Source organism: Pseudomonas sp. RL_15y_Pfl2_60 (assembly GCF_963970595.1).
In the GTDB taxonomy this organism is placed as follows: domain Bacteria; phylum Pseudomonadota; class Gammaproteobacteria; order Pseudomonadales; family Pseudomonadaceae; genus Aquipseudomonas.
Genome location: NZ_CAXAOE010000003.1, coordinates 64,306 through 79,809 on the forward strand (window position 1 = coordinate 64,306; position 15,504 = coordinate 79,809).

The window sequence follows — 15,504 nt, forward strand, 5'->3', positions numbered from 1 at the left end:
CGATGTGGCATCTGGTATGCGGTGACAACGCCGTGGCGGGCGTGGCTCACTGCATCGGTGCCGAGACGGCCAAACAGTCGCTGCGAGTAATGCGCGATGACCTGGCTGTCGGCCCCCTGGCTGATATCGATACCCCGCCCTGCCAGATGCGCAGCGACTTCTGGCAACAGCTGTGGCCCGCCTCGGTGCAGTCGCAACCTGATTTCGGCCCCGAGTTGAGCAGCGACGCGCTGTGGCTCAAAGACTTGGCGCAACAGACCCAAGCGGTGACGGTTTGGGACGGTGACAGCGCATCGGAACAACTGCTGCTGGCCCGGGTGGCAGCCGCCCTCGAAAGCTCCAGCGTGGAATTATGGCGAGTGGCTTGCGGCACCGGCGACAGCCGCGTAGTCAGCCGTAAAGCCGTGGCCATGCATGCACCCGATACACTCGCGGCCTTGCATCAGCCCAGGTTGCTCAGCGCCGCACAGCGCCAGCAGCTAGCCGCGCAATGGCACGCAGCCGTAGCGGAAAATGCCGCTATCCGTCGCTGGCGTGACGGCGCATTCCACGGTGTAAGCCATAAGCATATCCGCCAGCACCTGCTGCACTTTTGCACAGACCAATGGCAACCACTTAACCGCGTCATGGCCAGCGTCATGGTGGAGTGCGACGGTTTTTTCGCCACCGACTTCTTTCTCTGGTGGTGCGCCCGTGAACTGGTCGCCAGCGGGCAACTGGTTTTTTCAGCGCCCTTGGACACCGCCTATGCTGAACAAACTGTTAAATGCAGCTAGCGAAAGAACTCGCCGGGCGTGGCGCCAAAGTGCTGCCTGAAGGCGGCAATAAAGGCTGAAATCGAATCATAGCCGCAGGCCAACGCGACATCAGTCACCCGCTCACCCTGCTCCAACGGTGCCAACGCGCCAAGCAGGCGTAAGCGTTGACGCCAGGCGCGAAACGTCAGGCCAGTGTCCTGCAAAAACAAGCGACTCAGGGTGCGCTCCGATAGGTTCAGGTGCGTGCTCCACTGCGCCAGCGTGGCATGCTGTTCAGGGTTCTCCTGCAGGCTCATGCACAGCTTTTGCAAGCGTACGTCATGGGGCATTGGCAGCACCAGATCGACCTCTGCCGCAACCCGTAACTGATCAAGCAATACATTCGCCAAGCGCCCATCCGCACCGGCTTCGTCGTACTCGACGGGCACATCACTGAAGCGATTGATCAACTCACGCAGCAAGGGGCTGACCGCTAGCACCCGACAGCTTTGCGGGGCCCAGGCCACGGCTGAACACTCGATATACAGGCTACGCATTTCCGTATGCGATGAACTGGAAACCTGGTGCTCCAGCCCCGCAGGCAGCCAGACCGCGCGCTGCGGTGGCGCGACATAGCGTGCGTTATCGGTTTGCACCTCAAGCACCCCGGCAATGGCGTAGGACAACTGCACCCAAGGATGGCTGTGACGAAAGGTCAACGCCCGGTTCGGCAGCGACTCGACCCGGCCATAGAGCGGGCGCGGCAAGGCCGGAAGCTCGGGCAGTGAGCGATGGATAATCTGCCCTTGTCTGTTTGGCGACATTCACTGGCTCTTTGGCGTTAGTCGGAAAGCTGCGAACAGGGTAGTGTTTGCCTCAACCTGTCTGCAAGTACGAGATTCGAACATGTCACTCAAGCGCTTCATGCCCGATAACTTCACCTGCGCCCTGATTGCAGTCGTCGCCATCGCCAGCCTGTTACCCGCGAGCGGGCAGACGGCGGTTGCCTTCGGCTGGATTACCAACCTGGCCATTGCCCTGCTGTTCTTCCTGCATGGTGCCAAGCTGTCCCGCCAGGCGATAGTGGCTGGCGCCAGCCATTGGCGCTTGCACCTGCTGGTGTTCGCTTGCACCTTTATCATGTTCCCGCTGCTGGGCCTGGCGCTCAAACCCCTGCTCTCGCCCCTGGTCGGCAATGAGTTGTACCTGGGCATGCTTTATCTCTGTGCCTTACCGGCCACGGTGCAGTCGGCCATTGCCTTCACTTCCCTGGCGCGCGGCAACATTCCCGCCGCGATCTGCAGCGCTGCGGCATCAAGCCTGTTTGGTATTTTCCTCACCCCGTTGTTGGTCGCGCTACTGATGAACGTCCACGGTGACGGCGGCTCGACCGTTGATGCGATTGGCAAGATTACCTTGCAGTTGTTGGTGCCGTTCGTGGCCGGTCAAATTGCCAGACGCTGGATTGGTGACTGGGTGGGGCGCAATAAAAACTGGCTCAAGTTTGTCGATCAAGGCTCGATTCTGCTGGTGGTCTACACCGCATTCGGCGCGGCGGTCATCGAAGGCTTGTGGCACCAGGTGCCGCTGGTTGAGCTTGCCTGGCTGGTATTTGCCTGCTGCGTACTGCTCACCTTCTCGCTGCTCGGCACGCACTTGTTGGGCAAATGGTTTGGCTTCAACCAGGAAGACCGCATCACTATTGTGTTCTGCGGCTCGAAGAAAAGCCTGGCCACCGGCGTGCCAATGGCCCAGGTGTTGTTTGCCGGCAGCACCATTGGCTTGCTGATCCTGCCGCTGATGATTTTCCACCAGATCCAGCTCATGGTCTGCGCCGTGCTTGCACAGCGCTATGCGCAGCGCCCAGAGGAGGTCGATAGCCTGAAAGGGGAACCCCCTTTGGTGCGCTAGTCGCAGGTTCTGGCCGACCAGCTGCCCAGGCACCGCTGATCAGCGGCGCGTAAAGAGACTTGGCTTGACTGCATTTTTAACTGTATAAATATACAGCTATCAATGCAGTCACCTTACTCTTGCGCATGGAACCTTACGATGTCAGCCTCTCTACCTCCGCGCGGTCGTGGTACGGCCAGCAACCCGTTCAACCGCTTTGCACCGACGCAAGTCATCGCGACTGACGACGGTTGGTTTCAAGAAGTACCGCCCAGCGCTGCAACCGAAGTGCGCCTGGAAACTGCCAAGAGCATCATCACCCGCAACCAGTCGCCCGACTTGCCCTTCGATCGCTCAATCAACCCCTATCGCGGCTGTGAGCATGGCTGCATTTATTGCTACGCCAGGCCCAGCCATGCCTATTGGGATATGTCGCCGGGCATCGACTTTGAAACCAAATTAATCGCCAAGACCAATGCCGTGGCATTGCTTGAACAACAGCTGAGCAAACCTGGGTATCGCTGTGCGCCAATCAACCTTGGCGCCAATACCGATCCCTACCAGCCGATCGAGCGCCAGCATATGCTCACGCGCAAAACCCTCGAAGTGCTGCTGCGCTATCGCCACCCGGTGACCATAGTCACCAAGGGCTCGATGATCCTGCGCGACCTGGACATTCTCACCGAGTTGGCCAAGCAACGCCTGGTCGCCGTGATGATCAGCCTGACCACCCTGGATAACCAGTTGAAGTGCATCATGGAACCCCGTGCAGCCTCTCCGGCGGCGCGCTTGCGGGCCATAGGCGTCTTGCGTGATCAGGGTATCAAGGTCGGCGTGTTGTGCTCGCCAATGATCCCGATGACCAATGACATGGAGTTGGAAAGCCTGCTCGAAAAAGCCAAGCAGGCGGGCGCGCAAAGCGCATCCTATATGTTTCTGCGCTTGCCGCGCGAAGTCGCACCGCTGTTTGAAGAGTGGCTGCACGCACATTACCCGCAGCGCGCTGAGCACGTACTGAGCTTGATCCGGCAAAGCCGCGACGGCGAACTGTACGACAGTCGCTTTGGCCACCGCTTCCGTGGCGAAGGCGCCTTTGCCGAGCTGATAGCCAAGCGCTTTGCCTTGGCCATAAAACGCTTTGGCCTGAACCCTCGAGGCGATTTTAAGCTGGACTGTTCACAGTTTTGCCCTCCCGGCGGGCAACTGGCGCTGTTGTAAAAACTGTTGGGGGCAAACGCGGTCATACAGACTGTGCTACAAAAAGACCTACAACCCACCAGGCCAGAGCCGGATAATCCAAGCCACCATGACTCGAATTGCCCGTGTTACAGACCCTTCCTATGAGCTGATGGACGACCATGGCGGCCATTCGCTGATCTACCGCCAGCATGGTTTTCCCAGCCCACTGGTGCGCTGGCACTTCCATAAAGAGTTCGAACTGCACCTGATTACCGCCAGCTCCGGCAAGGTATTCATCGGCGACTATATCGGTAACTTTGCCCCCAACAGTTTATTCCTGACCGGTCCCAACCTGCCGCATAACTGGATCAGCCAGCTCGACGAAACCGAACAAGAGGTGCAGGACCGCGACATGCTGGTTAACTTCACCCATGAAGTGCTCGGCAGTGGAACCAGTGTATTTTCCGAGCTGAAAACCCTGATGCCATTATTGGCGCGGGCCGAATATGGCATTGAGTTCCATCATCCGCAGGTTATTGCCCAAGCCAGGCAACTGATGGGCTGCATTGCCCAATCACAAGGCATCAAGCGGCTCGGCCACTTTTTGATTTTGCTTGAGCTGCTGGCTGAGACCGAGGATTACCAGTTGCTCTCCGGGGTTACCGCTTCGCAACTGGCTGATGAAAGCCATGTTGACCGGATCAGCCTTGCCGTGGATTACATCTTCAGCCATTACGCTCAAGAGATTAGTCAGGACGATGTAGCGGCGTCTCTCGGCATGACCCCGACTTACTTCTCGCGCTTCTTCAAACAGGCAACCGGTCGCGGCTTTGTTGAGTTCGTTAATCGTCTGCGAGTCAGCAAGTCGTGCGAATTGCTGACTCGCAGTGACAAGCCCATCACCGATGTGTGCTTTGAGTCAGGCTTTAACAACATCTCCAACTTCAACCGCCGCTTCCAGCAGCTTAAAGGCATGACGCCTTCACGCTACAGGAAGCTGGTTGTTCAGCGTTTTTCCGAACAAAACCTGTACTGATTTATACCTCCTCAAAACAGTAAACCAGACACAACCCCCTTTACCTGCTGGCTTTCATGGACTTTTCCTTATTGAGCCCATACCCAGCAAGTGCAAAAAAGTATCAGTAACTGTGCAGACAAGGATTTGTTATACCGCCCCCGCAACGGTGTAATCGGGATGAGCACGACAAAAATAATAGCGATCTTCTGCGGCCAGGACGGGTGCAGAAGCGGAGTCGATAAATGAATAAGTTATCTCTGGCATTTGCTGCCACTGCCTGTTTTTCACTGTCTGGTTTAAGCCAGGCGGCTGAAACACTGACCATTGCCACGGTCAACAACAGCGACATGATCCGAATGCAGCGCCTGTCAAAAACCTTTGAGGCAGAGCACCCCGACATCAAGCTGAAGTGGGTCGTGCTGGAAGAGAACGTTTTGCGCCAACGCCTGACCACTGATATCGCCACCCAAGGCGGCCAGTTTGATGTGTTGACCATCGGCATGTATGAAGCGTCATTGTGGGGCGCCAAAGGCTGGCTCGAACCCATGACCAATCTCAGCGCCGAATACGACGTTGACGATGTATTCCCTTCGGTTCGCGATGGCCTTTCAGTCAAGGGCCAGCTGTACGCCTTGCCGTTCTACGCTGAAAGCTCAATCACCTATTACCGCACAGACCTGTTCAAGGATGCGGGTTTGAAAATGCCTGAACACCCGACCTGGACGCAAATGGCAAATTTCGCGGCCAAGCTGCATGCCCCGGACAAAGATCAATACGGCATCTGCCTGCGCGGCAAAGCGGGTTGGGGTGAAAACATGGCGCTGATCAGCACAGTGGCCAACGCCTTTGGTGCGCGCTGGTTTGATGAGGACTGGAAGCCAGAATTCACCGGCAGCGAGTGGAAAAATGCACTGAATTTTTACGTCGACACCCTAGGCAAATACGGCCCTCCAGGCGCATCGAGCAATGGCTTCAACGAGAACCTTGCACTGTTCAACAGCGGCAAGTGCGCGATGTGGGTAGACGCCAGCGTGGCCGGCTCATTTGTTACCGACAAGAGCCAGAGCAAAGTGGCCGACGATGTGGGCTTTACCTTTGCGCCGATTCAAGCAACCAGCAAAGGTTCGTCTTGGTTGTATTCCTGGGCGTTGGCCATCCCGACCAGCTCCAAAGAAAAAGACGCAGCTAAAACCTTCAGCATGTGGGCAACGTCAAAAGCCTACTCCGAACTGGTTGCCAAGACCGACGGTATTGCCAATGTGCCGCCAGGCACGCGCGCATCAACCTACACAGATGCGTACATGGCCGCTGCACCCTTTGCCAAGGTCACGCTTGAATCCTTGAAGTCGATTGACCCCAACAAGCCAACACTCAAGCCCGTGCCTTATGTTGGCGTGCAACTGGTGACCATCCCCGAGTTCCAGGCCATTGGTACCCAGGTAGGCAAGCAGTTTGCCGCCGCATTGACTGGCAGCATGAGCGTCGAACAGGCCCTTCAAGCCGCGCAAACCGCGACTGAACGGCAGATGAAGCGCGCCGGCTACCTGAAGTAATTCCTCCTCGGCAGTACCCGTTTCGGCGCTTGTATAGCGCCGGGCCGGGCGTTGTTCACCCTGCTCACCCCTGGAGTTGCCATGACTAGTTCGGCTCTCGATACGTCCCCGCCAGCGACACAAGCGAAGCCCCGCAAGCGCGGCTTGAAAGTTGGCTGGTTCCTGGTCAGCCCATCGGTGCTGCTGTTGCTGCTTTGGATGGTCGTGCCGCTGGCCATGACCTTCTACTTCTCGACCATCCGCTACAACCTGTTGTACCCGGGTGAAGAGAGCTTTGTCGGGCTGGAAAATTTTGAATACTTCCTGACCGACCCGGGCTTTATGCCGGGCGCCTTGAACACCCTGACGCTGGTCGGCAGCGTATTGCTGATTAGCGTGGTGTTTGGCGTATTGATTTCAGCACTGCTTGAGGCATGCGAATTCTGGGGCCGCGGCATAGTGCGGGTGATGCTGATTTCACCCTTTTTCATCATGCCGACGGTGAGCGCGCTGCTGTGGAAGAACCTGATTTTCCATCCTGTCTCGGGGATTCTCGCGGCGGTGTGGAAGTTCTTCGGCGCCCAGCCGGTGGACTGGCTGGCGCAACACCCCTTGTTCTCGATCATCATGATTGTCTCGTGGCAATGGTTGCCCTTCGCGATCCTGCTGCTGATGACCGCCATGCAGTCGTTGGATCAGGAACAGAAAGAGGCCGCACGCCTCGAAGGCGCCGGTCCAATTGCGATTTTCTGGCACCTGACACTGCCCCATCTGGCGCGTCCGATTGCGGTGGTGGTGATGATTGAAACCATCTTCCTGCTGTCGATCTTCGCTGAAATTTTCACCACGACCAGCGGTGGCCCGGGCTATGAATCGACCAACCTGGCGTACCTGATCTACAACCAGGCGTTGTTGCAATTCGATGTCGGCATGGCATCGGCGGGCGGCTTGATCGCGGTTGTGATTGCCAATATTGCGGCGCTAGTGCTGATCAGATTGATCGGCAAAAGCCTCACCGACAAACAGTGAGGAGCAGACCATGCTGACCCTAAAACAAAAGCGTAGCCTGCAAAGCCTGTTGGTTGGCTGCGCCGCCTGGCTGATTGCCGCGCTGATCTTCTTCCCGATCTTCTGGATGGTGCTGACCAGCTTTAAAACCGAGCTGGCCGCGTTTGCCACGCCGCCGCAGTTGATCTTCACCCCGACCCTGGAAAACTACCTGCACATCAATGATCGCAGCGACTATTTCAGCTATGCCTGGAACTCGGTGCTGATCTCGTTCGCCGCCACCGCCTTGTGCATGCTGATTGCGGTGCCAGCGGCGTACTCGATGGCCTTCTTCGAAACCAAGCGCACCAAGGGCACATTGCTGTGGATGCTGTCGACCAAAATGCTCCCGCCGGTGGGCGTGCTGATGCCTATCTACTTGATCTGCAAAAGCCTGGGCATGCTGGATTCGCGCCTGGCACTGATTGTGATCTACACCCTGATCAACCTGCCGATCGTGATCTGGATGGTTTACACCTACTTCAAGGATATCCCGGTCGACATCCTTGAAGCCGCGCGCCTGGATGGCGCAACCACGCTGCAGGAAATCAGCCGCGTATTGCTGCCAATCTCCCGTGGCGGGCTGGCCTCGACCATGTTGCTGTCACTGATCCTGTGCTGGAACGAGGCATTCTGGTCACTCAACCTGACCTCCTCCGCCGCCGCGCCACTGACCGCTTTGGTCGCCTCTTACTCAAGCCCCGAAGGCTTGTTCTGGGCCAAGCTTTCAGCCGTTTCGACCCTGGCCTGTGCGCCGATTCTGATACTTGGCTGGATCAGCCAGAAGCAACTGGTTCGCGGTCTGTCCTTCGGCGCCGTCAAATAACAAAAGGATTCTGTAATGGCTGATCTAAAAGTACGCAATCTGAAAAAAGCGTTTGAAGGGTTTTCGATCATCAAGGGCATTGACCTGGATATCCATGACCGCGAGTTCGTGGTGTTTGTCGGGCCGTCTGGCTGCGGTAAATCGACCCTGCTGCGCCTGATCGCCGGGCTGGAAGATGTCAGCAGCGGTAGCATTGAGCTGGACGGCAAGGACATTACCGAAGTCGCCCCGGCCAAGCGCGACCTGGCCATGGTGTTTCAGACCTACGCCCTGTACCCGCACATGACCGTGCGCAAGAACTTGTCCTTTGGTCTCGATCTGTCGGGTGCGCCCAAGCAGGAAGTGAAAGAGAAAGTTGAAAACGCTGCGCGCATCCTCGAACTCGACCCGCTGCTGGAGCGCAAACCCAAGCAGTTATCGGGCGGACAGCGCCAGCGCGTAGCCATTGGCCGTGCCATTGTGCGCAACCCAAAGATTTTCCTCTTCGATGAACCGTTGTCCAACCTTGATGCGGCGCTACGCGTGCAAATGCGCCTGGAACTGGCGCGCCTGCACCAAGACTTGCAAGCAACAATGATCTACGTCACCCACGACCAAGTCGAGGCCATGACCCTGGCAACCAAAGTGGTGGTGCTAAACAGCGGACGCGTCGAGCAAGTCGGCTCACCACTTGAGCTGTATCACCATCCGGCCAACCTGTTCGTTGCCGGCTTCCTTGGCACGCCGACCATGGGTTTTCTCACCGGAAATCTGGGCCAGGCCACAGCCAATGCGTGCGAGATCAAGCTTGAAGCAATGGCCAACATCAGCCTGCCGCTGACAGCATCACTGGCCCCTGGCAGCAAGGTGACGCTGGGAATTCGCCCTGAACACATAAATATCGTACCAGCCGGTGAAGGCCTGCTCAGCGTCACCGCCGATGTCAGCGAACGCCTCGGTAGCGACACCTACTGCCACGTCCGCAGCCAGTCAGGCGAAATGCTTACCGTACGAGTGCGTGGCGACTTCGCACCTAAATTCGGCGAAACCCTGGATTTGAGCTTCGATCCCGCGCATTGCCATCTATTTGACGACAGCGGCAAGGCCGTCGATAAACGCATTCAATCTGCAGCTTAAGCGGCTTGCTAAGGAACCCCGATGAAACTCAATCGCCAGAATTTATCCAGGCTTGCCGCTGATATTGGCCGTCCTAGCGAAGAATATTCGATTGCCGCTGAAGGCATCGTCCACATTGGTGTCGGCGGCTTTCATCGGGCCCATCAAGCGGTCTACACCGACGCCCTGATTAACCAGGGCGAAGCTGCCCAGTGGGGAATCTGTGGCGTCGGCTTGCGCGCCGAAGACCGTGCAATGCGTGACGCTTTGGCCGCACAAGATCACCTCTACACCTTGGTCCAGCTGGCGGATGAACCTGGCGCCGAGATCCGTGTGATTGGTTCGATCCGCAACATGCTCTTGGCCGAGGACTCACCCCAGGCCTTGATCGAAAAGCTCAGTGATCCGCAGGTCAAGATTGTTTCGCTGACGATCACCGAAGGTGGCTATTGCATGGATGACAGCACGGGCGAATTCATGTCCGAACTGGCGGAAATCCAGCATGACCTTGCCCATCCGCAATCACCACGCAGCGTCTTTGGCTTTCTCTGCGCGGCGCTGGCCAAGCGGCGCGCCGCCAATATTCCAGCGTTCACCCTGATGTCGTGCGATAACCTGCCACATAACGGCTCGGTTTCGCGCAAGGCGCTGCTCAGTTTTGCTCACCTGCTCGATCACGATCTGGCCAACTGGATTGATACCCACGTCAGTTTCCCCAACGCCATGGTCGACCGCATTACCCCAATGACCAAGCCCAGCCACCGCCAACAACTCGCCGCTGAACAGAACATTGAAGATGCCTGGCCAGTGGTCTGCGAGCCTTTTGTGCAATGGGTGCTGGAAGATAAGTTCTGCAACGGTCGGCCAGCTTGGGACAAGGTCGGCGTGCAATTCACCGACGATGTCACGCCTTATGAAGACATGAAGATCAAGCTGCTCAACGGCAGCCACCTGGCGCTGACCTATCTGGGCTTCCTCAAGGGCTATCGCTTCGTCCACCAAACCATGGACGACAGTTTGATGCGCGACTACATTCGGCGCTTTATGGATGTCGATGTAACGCCGCAGTTGGCGCCGGTACCGGGCATCGACTTGAGCCTCTACAAAGACACCTTGATTGAACGTTTCTCCAACCAGGCGATTGCCGACCAGCTTGAGCGTGTGTGCTCGGATGGCTCGTCAAAATTCTCGAAATTTATCGTGCCCACACTTAACCAGCTGATCGCAGAAGACAAGCCACTGGACTCTGTCGCGCTGGTCGTGGCGGCGTGGGCGCTGTACTTGAAAGAGGTTGATGAACAGGGGGCGGGCTACCGCATTATCGACCCGCGCGCTGATTATTGCCGCAGCCTGGTTAGCGATGATGCGCGCTTGACCGAACGCGTTTTAGGCGCCGAAAGCATCTTCGGTAAAGCGCTTGCAACCTCGCCGGCATTTGTCCAGGCCTTTGAACGCAACCTGCACCGCCTGCGCACCCAGGGCGTGAGCGGTACTTTGCAAGCATTGCTTGAGGACGCTCGCTAGCCGAGGCGAAGGCTTATGCCAAATAGGCTCGGACAACTGGCTGAGTAAACCAGGCGACAGTAACCAGAGAAAGACAGCCATGTATTTAGGTATCGATTGTGGCACGCAGGGCACCAAGGCACTGATCCTCAACCCTGAAACGGGCGAGGTGATGGGCCAGGGCAGTGCTGTACATCAGCTAATCAGTGGCGCCAACGGACGCCGCGAGCAAGAAGTTGATCAATGGCTGTCGGCGCTTGAGCAGGCAACCCATGGCGCATTGCAGCAAGCTGGTATCTCAGGCCAAGCCATCAAGGGCATGGCGGTTTCGGGCCAGCAGCATGGCTTGGTCTTGCTTGATGAGCTCGGTGCAGTGCTACGCCCGGCCAAGCTCTGGTGCGACACCGAGTCAACCGCCGAAAACCAGGAGCTGCTCGATATCCTGGGCGGCGAGGTCGGCTCCATCGAACGCTTGGGCGTAGCGATTGCGCCCGGTTACACCCTGTCCAAATTACTTTGGACACAACGCAATTACCCGGAACTCTTTGCCCGGATTGCTCACATTCTGTTGCCCCACGATTACCTCAATTATTGGCTGACCGGGCGCTGTTGCAGTGAATATGGCGATGCCTCGGGCACCGGCTACTTCAACATCCGCACGCGAACATGGGACACCGCACTGCTGGAACATATGGATCCGTCTGGACGCTTGATCAATGCATTGCCCGAACTGATTGAGCCCAACCAGCCCATCGGCAGCTTGCGTGCAGAGGCAGCCAAGCGCCTGGGGTTGAATCCCGGTGTCGTGGTTGCCAGTGGCGGCGGTGACAATATGATGGGGGCCATTGGCACCGGCAATATCCGCCCCGGCTTGATCACCATGAGCCTCGGCACCTCGGGCACTTTATATGCCTATGACGACCAACCGGTGATCAGCCCTCATCCACAGGTCGCGGCTTTCTGTTCGTCATCCGGCGGCTGGCTGCCGCTGATCTGCACCATGAACCTCACCAGCGCCAGCGGCCTGATTCAAGACCTTCTAGCGCTCAGCCTGGATGAATTTTCCAAGCTGGTCGAGGCCGCCCCAATTGGTGCTCAGGGCCTACGGATGATGCCGTTTTTCAACGGTGAGCGTGTGCCCGCCCTGCCCCATGCAACAGCCAGCCTGAGCGGCATGACCGGCGAAAACCTCAATCGCGCCAACCTCTGTCGCGCTGTGGTCGAGGGCACATTGTTCAGCTTGCGTTATGGCCTTGACCTGCTGCGCGACAGCGGTATTCAGAGCCAGGATATCCGCTTGATTGGCGGCGCAGCGAAAAGCCCCATGTGGCGCCAGGCCGTAGCCGACATCATGGCGACACCCCTGGTCTGCCCTGAACACACTGAAGCCGCAGCGCTCGGTGCGGCGATTCAAGCAGCCTGGTGCGTGGGTGGCGAAGCGGTTTCCCTAGAGCAATTATGCAATGCCTGCGTACGCCTTGATGATCGCACCCGCACGCTCCCGGACCCACTGCGCAGTGCCCAATATGAAAAAGCCTATCGGGATTACTATGCACAGCTTGGAAGCCTCTGAGAAGCAACGGCGCCGGACGATTCGATAATTGTTTGCGTAACCCATTCAACCTTGTCGCCTGGTCGCGAAAATCCTCCGGCCGAGCGTTTTATCTGCGTGTGGCACTGAGGGAGTCGTTTATGTATCTGGTATGTGGCGAAGCTTTATTCGATTTCTTCAGTGTCGAGCCCAGCCCGCGCAATGGCGAGGTTGCGTTCAAGGCAGTGGCTGGCGGCTCACCCTTCAATGTGGCGATTGGCTTGCGCCGCCTGGGAGCTGACTCAGCATTGTTCACAGGCATCTCGACGGACTACTTTGGCCAGCGTTTACGCCGCGTGCTGGCTGAAGAAGGTGTTGTCGCTGACTATCTGGTTGGTTCAGACGCACCCACTACATTGGCTATGGTCGGGCTTGATCAACAGGGCTCGCCACAGTATTCGTTTCGCGGCGAAGGCTGTGCCGACCGGCAACTGCATAGCGAAAACCTACCGTCGCTTGACTCACGGATACGCGGCATTCATATCGGTTCCTATTCATTGGTGGTGTTGCCAGTCGCTGACACCCTGCTTGCGTTGATCAAAGCCCAACCTCAGCAGCGCTTGATCAGTTACGACCCCAATGTGCGGCTTAACCCACAACCCGATATCGCGCTGTGGCGGCTCAGCGTTGAAACTTTGGTTAACTACGCCCACATGATCAAGGTCAGCGATGAAGACCTCGACTTGCTCTACCCCGGCCAGGATCCTCAAGCACTGGTCAACAGTTGGCTCAGCGAACGCTGCCAGTTGGTCTTTTTAACCCGCGGGCAGCAGGGTGCAAGCGTATTCAGTTATCAGCATGGCCACTGGAGCGTGCCGGCAGCCTCAGTCACCATCCGCGATACGGTGGGCGCCGGCGATACGTTTCAGGCCGTGCTGCTCGCTTACCTGCAGCGTAACCAACTGGACTCACCAAACGCCTTAGCCAGCATCAGCCGCGAGCAGATTGACGCAATGCTCAAGCTGGCCGTGCGCGCTGCCGCAATTACCTGCTCGCGTAGAGGCCCGGATCTGCCCTTGCTGGCCGAAGTCAAAGGCCTCTAAGGAACCTCTGAAAAACTACTGCGCTCGATATTACTGCGTTAAAAAACTGCTCACAGCCTTCAGGCTGAACGAACTTTAGTTCGGCCCCGAAGGGGTGAGCAACGCGAATCAAATGCTCATTTAGGCCAACTAAACTCCACTTTTTCGCATTTTTTTGCCTTGTACTCTCGTCGCTCGCTACCTTTTTCAGCGGTTCCCTAAATACTCAACTTGACCATTTCAGAAGCGCTAAGAAGGTTACAAAAAAGCATTTTTCTTGATGCAGTAGACCGCTAGACTCAGCTGTCAGAACATTCACCTGAAAGTTGTGACTTGAAGTCTTTTTGGGCAGTCCAGTATTGGCCTGATAAACCGGCGGATGATTAACCTGAGCCGGCAGGCTTCGATATTCCTGTGGTTTTCGAGGTTGGTAGCATGGATAAAAAACAAGTAGACGCCGCGCATACAGAAAGTGCTGATGAGGCGTTGCAGTATATTGTTGAAGGCTTCCGGCGCTTTCGTAAGGAAGTTTTTCCTCAACAAGAGGAACTGTTCAAGAAGCTTGCGCATGAGCAAACCCCACGCGCCATGTTTATCACCTGCGCTGACTCGCGCATCGTTCCAGAACTGATCACCCAGACCAACCCGGGCGACTTGTTCGTCACCCGTAACGTTGGCAACGTCGTACCGCCTTATGGGCAGATGATGGGCGGTGTTTCAACGGCGATCGAGTTCGCGGTCATGGCGCTCAATGTGCACCACATCATTGTTTGCGGCCATTCCGACTGCGGCGCAATGAAGGCGGTTCTCAACCCCGAGTCGCTGGAGCGCATGCCAACGGTCAAGGCTTGGCTACGTCATGCTGAAGTGGCAAAAACAGTGGTCGCAGAAAATTGCGGCTGCGTTGATCACGACACCACGCTGGGCTTGCTGACCAAGGAAAACGTGCTGGCGCAACTCGATCACTTGCGCACTCACCCTTCAGTGGCAGCCAAAATCGCCAGCGGCCAACTCTTTGTGCATGGCTGGGTCTACGATATCGAAACGAGTGAAATCGTCGCCTATGATGCCGAGCTGGGTGAATTCCGCTCAATCGATGAGGGTCCGATGCCCTTGGCTACACCGCGTGCTCGCTACCGCCAAGACTGATCGACAGGCCTTGCCCTACATGGCCAAAGAACGGCGATAACCCTTTAAGCAAAGGTTATCGCCGACGTTCTATTGGCTGACGCGCTGCCCGTCAAGCACCAACTCGACCCCTAACTGCTCCGAGAAACACGGCCAGCGCTTCCACGCAGCCTCGGTTGTCGGTGCACTCAAGCGCTCGCGATAAGCCACGACAGAGTCCTGCTTGAAGCTGTCTTTATCGAGCATGTTAATGACCGTGTGATGCACCGCCTCATCCAGTTGATTGGCAAATGGTTCGCCGATCAGTTGGTGGGCAACCAGGTTGGCAACTGTGGTATCCAATGGAATCAGCGGCTGACCAAGGTGTGCGATATACAGGTCGTTCACTTCCTCAACCAGGCGATGGGCCAAGTAAGCCTCGTCGAGCAAACCATCAAGCCCTTCATGTCCAGACATTAGTTCGGGCGGCTGCAGGAAAAACTGTTCGGCAACCTTGAGTACCGGCTTTATCCGGTCCTCTATCCCGGCCTCACGCGCGACCTGTGTCGCAGCGTCAATGACTTGCGGTACTTCTTCGATATAAGCCGTCACAAAGCCGATAAGAATCGCCAGGGGTTTGGCTTCAGGTAAGCGGATCGAGGGGTGGATATCTTCGAGCTTTGCCTCCAACTGCTTAGCCAGTTGGCCGGTGTTCGCCTCATGTTCCAGCGCTTTGTTGATAAGTTCGCGTAAAGCAGGGGTGTTCATGGCAGCTCCTTCTAGCGAGGGCCTTAGTGCTTAATTGGCAGCGTGCAGGCCGATAACTATCTGGCACAGCATTCAACTGCTGATGAGTAGTCACTCCATAGACAAGGACAAATCCAAAGGATTACAGATGCTTCGACGTTCGCCGATTCCCGGGACAAACAGACCCATGCAACCCTAGTTGCTGTCTGC

At 56.9% G+C, this 15,504-nt stretch carries 14 protein-coding genes; 12 read left to right on the plus strand and 2 right to left on the minus strand.

Translation table 11 applies throughout. The features are described 5' to 3' along the window. Nucleotides 1–2 precede the first annotated feature (2 nt). Nucleotides 3–776 carry a DUF3658 domain-containing protein gene (locus AACY26_RS09235; protein WP_339513237.1) on the plus strand — a complete coding sequence of 258 codons (774 nt, stop codon included), beginning with the start codon at nucleotides 3–5 and terminating at the stop codon, nucleotides 774–776. Here AACY26_RS09235 and AACY26_RS09240 read toward each other — a convergent pair. After that, entirely contained in the window at nucleotides 773–1,561 is a 789-nt protein-coding gene (locus AACY26_RS09240; RefSeq protein ID WP_339513239.1) for an AraC family transcriptional regulator, read from the minus strand. The two genes, AACY26_RS09235 and AACY26_RS09240, sit on opposite strands and share 4 nt — an antisense overlap. An 82-nt stretch (nucleotides 1,562–1,643) precedes the next feature. Between AACY26_RS09240 and AACY26_RS09245 the strand changes: the two genes are divergently transcribed. From AACY26_RS09245 to AACY26_RS09295, 11 genes are all read left to right on the plus strand, one after another. Next, entirely contained in the window at nucleotides 1,644–2,648 is a 1,005-nt protein-coding gene (locus AACY26_RS09245; RefSeq protein WP_339513241.1) for a bile acid:sodium symporter family protein, read from the plus strand. A 138-nt stretch (nucleotides 2,649–2,786) separates the two neighbouring features. Continuing rightward, nucleotides 2,787–3,845 carry a PA0069 family radical SAM protein gene (locus AACY26_RS09250; protein ID WP_339513243.1) on the plus strand — a complete coding sequence of 353 codons (1,059 nt, stop codon included), beginning with the start codon at nucleotides 2,787–2,789 and terminating at the stop codon, nucleotides 3,843–3,845. An 88-nt stretch (nucleotides 3,846–3,933) separates the two neighbouring features. Then, complete coding sequence (locus AACY26_RS09255) at nucleotides 3,934–4,842, plus strand: AraC family transcriptional regulator (protein WP_339513245.1); 909 nt, start codon at nucleotides 3,934–3,936, stop codon at nucleotides 4,840–4,842. 224 nt (nucleotides 4,843–5,066) lie between these two features. After that, the gene (locus AACY26_RS09260; protein WP_339513247.1) at nucleotides 5,067–6,377 is read left to right on the plus strand and encodes an ABC transporter substrate-binding protein; all 1,311 of its coding nucleotides are present in this window, start codon (nucleotides 5,067–5,069) and stop codon (nucleotides 6,375–6,377) included. An 81-nt stretch (nucleotides 6,378–6,458) separates the two neighbouring features. Further along, nucleotides 6,459–7,385 carry a carbohydrate ABC transporter permease gene (locus tag AACY26_RS09265; RefSeq protein WP_339513249.1) on the plus strand — a complete coding sequence of 309 codons (927 nt, stop codon included), beginning with the start codon at nucleotides 6,459–6,461 and terminating at the stop codon, nucleotides 7,383–7,385. Between the two features lie 10 nt (nucleotides 7,386–7,395). After that, nucleotides 7,396–8,229: a carbohydrate ABC transporter permease gene (locus AACY26_RS09270; RefSeq protein ID WP_339513251.1), complete on the plus strand. Its 834-nt coding sequence runs from the start codon at nucleotides 7,396–7,398 to the stop codon at nucleotides 8,227–8,229. A 15-nt stretch (nucleotides 8,230–8,244) separates the two neighbouring features. Next, nucleotides 8,245–9,345 carry an ABC transporter ATP-binding protein gene (locus AACY26_RS09275; protein WP_339513253.1) on the plus strand — a complete coding sequence of 367 codons (1,101 nt, stop codon included), beginning with the start codon at nucleotides 8,245–8,247 and terminating at the stop codon, nucleotides 9,343–9,345. A gap of 21 nt (nucleotides 9,346–9,366) precedes the next feature. Next, a complete protein-coding gene (locus AACY26_RS09280) occupies nucleotides 9,367–10,848 on the plus strand; it encodes a mannitol dehydrogenase family protein (RefSeq protein ID WP_339513255.1) in 1,482 nt (493 codons plus the stop codon). Nucleotides 10,849–10,927: 79 nt separating this feature from the next. Then, nucleotides 10,928–12,400, plus strand: a complete 1,473-nt coding sequence (gene xylB, locus AACY26_RS09285) for a xylulokinase (RefSeq protein WP_339513256.1) — start codon at nucleotides 10,928–10,930, stop codon at nucleotides 12,398–12,400. Between the two features lie 119 nt (nucleotides 12,401–12,519). After that, nucleotides 12,520–13,461 carry a carbohydrate kinase family protein gene (locus AACY26_RS09290; protein WP_339513258.1) on the plus strand — a complete coding sequence of 314 codons (942 nt, stop codon included), beginning with the start codon at nucleotides 12,520–12,522 and terminating at the stop codon, nucleotides 13,459–13,461. Nucleotides 13,462–13,875: 414 nt separating this feature from the next. Then, nucleotides 13,876–14,589 (plus strand): carbonic anhydrase, encoded by a 714-nt coding sequence (locus AACY26_RS09295; RefSeq protein ID WP_339513259.1) that lies wholly within the window; start codon nucleotides 13,876–13,878, stop codon nucleotides 14,587–14,589. A gap of 69 nt (nucleotides 14,590–14,658) precedes the next feature. Here AACY26_RS09295 and AACY26_RS09300 read toward each other — a convergent pair whose 3' ends face one another. Then, nucleotides 14,659–15,315, minus strand: a complete 657-nt coding sequence (locus AACY26_RS09300) for a hypothetical protein (RefSeq protein ID WP_339513261.1) — start codon at nucleotides 15,313–15,315, stop codon at nucleotides 14,659–14,661. Nucleotides 15,316–15,504: the final 189 nt, after the last annotated feature.